Genomic DNA, 2,917 nt, shown 5'->3' with positions numbered 1-2,917 from the left:
AGGTTAAACGCGAAGTTTTGCCCTACCGGCGCATCATTGGTGTTGGTTACCTCTAATGTAAATGGCGTTAAACTGGCGCTATCTGTGCCATCGTTAACACTGATAGTAATAGCCGCGTAGCTGCCTACATCCTGGTTCTGTGGCGTGCCCGCTAATTCGCCCGTGCTGGTGTCAAAGCTTGCCCAACTTGGCTTATTAATGATGCTAAAAGTATGGGTATCTTGCGTATCGCTGTCTGTAAGGATGGGTATAAAACTATACGCTGCATCTTCAGCTGTAGTTGTACTTGGTGAACCACTTAACACCGGTACGACATTATATTTTTTAGTTACTGTGGCAGTTACTGCTGCGCTGGCATTGCCTGCGGTGTCTGTAACTATTGCTGAGAACGTTAACACTCCCTCAGCCAATGTTGTAACATCGATACCTGTAATTTGCTGCGTAACAGCACTAATCGTTGCGTTACCAGTAACAGCATTACTGCCATCACTTACCTGGTAACTAAGCGAACCACTTCCTTCAAGCCCAGTAAAACTAACACTCATTGCAGATTCGTTATCCGCATTAATTAAGCTTTGATCAACGCTAACTGCATGCCCAGTTGGGGTGGTATTATCTAAAGTAATTGAGCTGGTCGCCGCAGGTGAAGTATTCCCTGCACTGTCAGTTTGCGTTACCGATACTGTTAAAGTGCCGTTATTAAGTGCACTTATATCTAACTCATTGCCGCTAAGCGTCCAATTTCCACCACTACCAGCTGTAACCGTGGCATTTACACCACCAATATCAACATTAACTGCAGCGCCTGATTCTGCCCCAGAGCCGGTTATCAATACACTATCATCTTCACTAGCGTTAACTATGCCATCGACTTCGATTGGCGTATTAATAGTAACAACTAGCGGTGCACTGTTATCCAAGGTTATCGTCGTCGTTGCCGCTGGAGAAATATTACCCGCGCTGTCAGTTTGCGTTGCTGATACCGTTAATGTGCCATTATTTAATGCACTGATATCTAACTCATTACCACTGAGAGTCCAATTACCGTTGCTATCAGCAGTCACGGTGGCATTTACACCGCCAACATCAACCTTAACTGCAGCGCCTGATTCTGCCCCAGATCCTACAATTAATAACGCATTATCTTCAGCAGCATTCACAATGCCATCAACAGCGATCGGCGTTGTGATAGCCAATGCATTTGGCGCAACATTATCTAAGGTTATAGTGGTTGTAGCTGCAGATGAAATATTTCCTGCGCTATCGGTTTGCGTTGCAGATACTGTTAATGTGCCATTATTTAACGCGCTAATGTCTAATTCACTGCCATTAAGTGTCCAGTTACCGCTGCTATCAGCTATCACAGTGGCATTTATGCCGCTAATACCCACTGTCACTGTTGCGCCAGCTTCTGCACCTGACCCTGTGATCAACACAGCATTGTCTTCAGCCGCATTTACAATACCATCTACTGCAATCGGCGTTGTAATAGCCACCGCATTTGGTGCGATGTTATCTAATGTAATTGAAGTTGATGCGGCCGTTGAGATATTGCCCGCATCGTCGGTTTGTGTTGCCGAAACTGTCAATATGCCATTATTTAGAGCGCTGATATCCAGCTCATTACCTGATAATGTCCAATTACCACTTGAGTCTGCGGTAGTCGTTTTAGTAACCCCACCGATACTCACAGTTACTGTTGCACCTGACTCTGCTCCCCCGCCTTGGACTAATACATCATTATCCTCCGCAGCGTTAACTTTACCATCCCCCTCAATAGGCGTAATAAAGGTTGGTGCGTTTGGTGCTTGGTTATCCAACGTTATTGTTGTAGTTGCAGCTATTGAGACATTACCTGCGCTATCGGCCTGAGTTGCCGAGACCGTCAGCGTACCATTATTCAGCGCACTGATATCCAGCTCGTTGCCCGATAATGTCCAATTACCACTTGAATCTGCAGTGGTGGTTTTAGATATACCATCAACATTTACTGTAACTGTTGCACCTGACTCTGCGCCAGATCCTTGCACTAGTACATCGTTATCTTCAACAGCATTAACTTTGCCGTCGCCTTCAATTGGCGTAGTAATCGTCAATGCATTTGGCGCTTGATTATCCAACGTAATTAATGCGGTTGCCGTAGTCGAGGTGTTACCCGCCGCATCACTTTGTGTGGCGCTGACGGTGAGCGTGCCATTATTAAAGCTGCTGACATCAAACTCACTACCACTGATAGTCCATGCCCCAGAGCCATCAGCCGTTACGGTACGTGATAAGTTATTCGCGCCATCGCTGATGGTCACACTGACGCTGGCATTAGCTTCCGCCCCGGAGCCGGTGATCACTACGTCACTGTCTTCCGCTGCGTTAACTTTACCATCGCCCTCTATCGGAGTGGCTATTGTCGGTGAATTCGGTGCTGTATTATCTAAAATCACCGCGGTGCTGGCAGCGCTAGAGGTGTTACCCGCCGCATCAGATTGTGTGGCGCTGACGGTGAGCGTGCCATTATTAAAGCTGCTGACATCAAACTCGCTACCACTGATAGTCCATGCCCCAGAGCCATCGGCCGTCACGGTGCGCGATTGGTTATTCGCGCCATCGCTGATGGTCACACTGACACTGGCATTGGCTTCTGCCCCGGAGCCGGTGATCAATACACTGCCATCTTCTACAGCATTGATCCGGCCATCAACCTCAATCGGGGTCGTTATGGTCAAGGCATTCGGTGCTGCGTTATCTAAAATCACTGAGGTGCTGGCTGCACTGGAGGTGTTACCCGCCGCATCACTTTGTGTGGCGCTGACGGTGAGCGTGCCATTATTAAAGCTGCTGACATCAAACTCGCTACCACTGATAGTCCATGCCCCAGAGCCATCGGCCGTCACGGTGCGCGATTGGTTATTCGCGCCATCGC

The 2,917-nt window shown here is 48.0% G+C and carries 1 protein-coding gene; it reads right to left on the bottom strand.

Annotated features, from left to right (window positions below; translation table 11 throughout):
- Window positions 1-2,917: Ig-like domain-containing protein (locus H5158_RS15195; protein WP_220491327.1), on the bottom strand; the 2,917-nt coding region annotated here is incomplete at both ends.

Origin of the sequence: Pseudoalteromonas sp. SR45-6 (assembly GCF_014163545.1) — a bacterium.
Taxonomy (GTDB): Bacteria; Pseudomonadota; Gammaproteobacteria; order Enterobacterales; family Alteromonadaceae; genus Pseudoalteromonas; species Pseudoalteromonas rhizosphaerae.
This window is presented reverse-complemented; position numbering and strand designations above follow the sequence as displayed.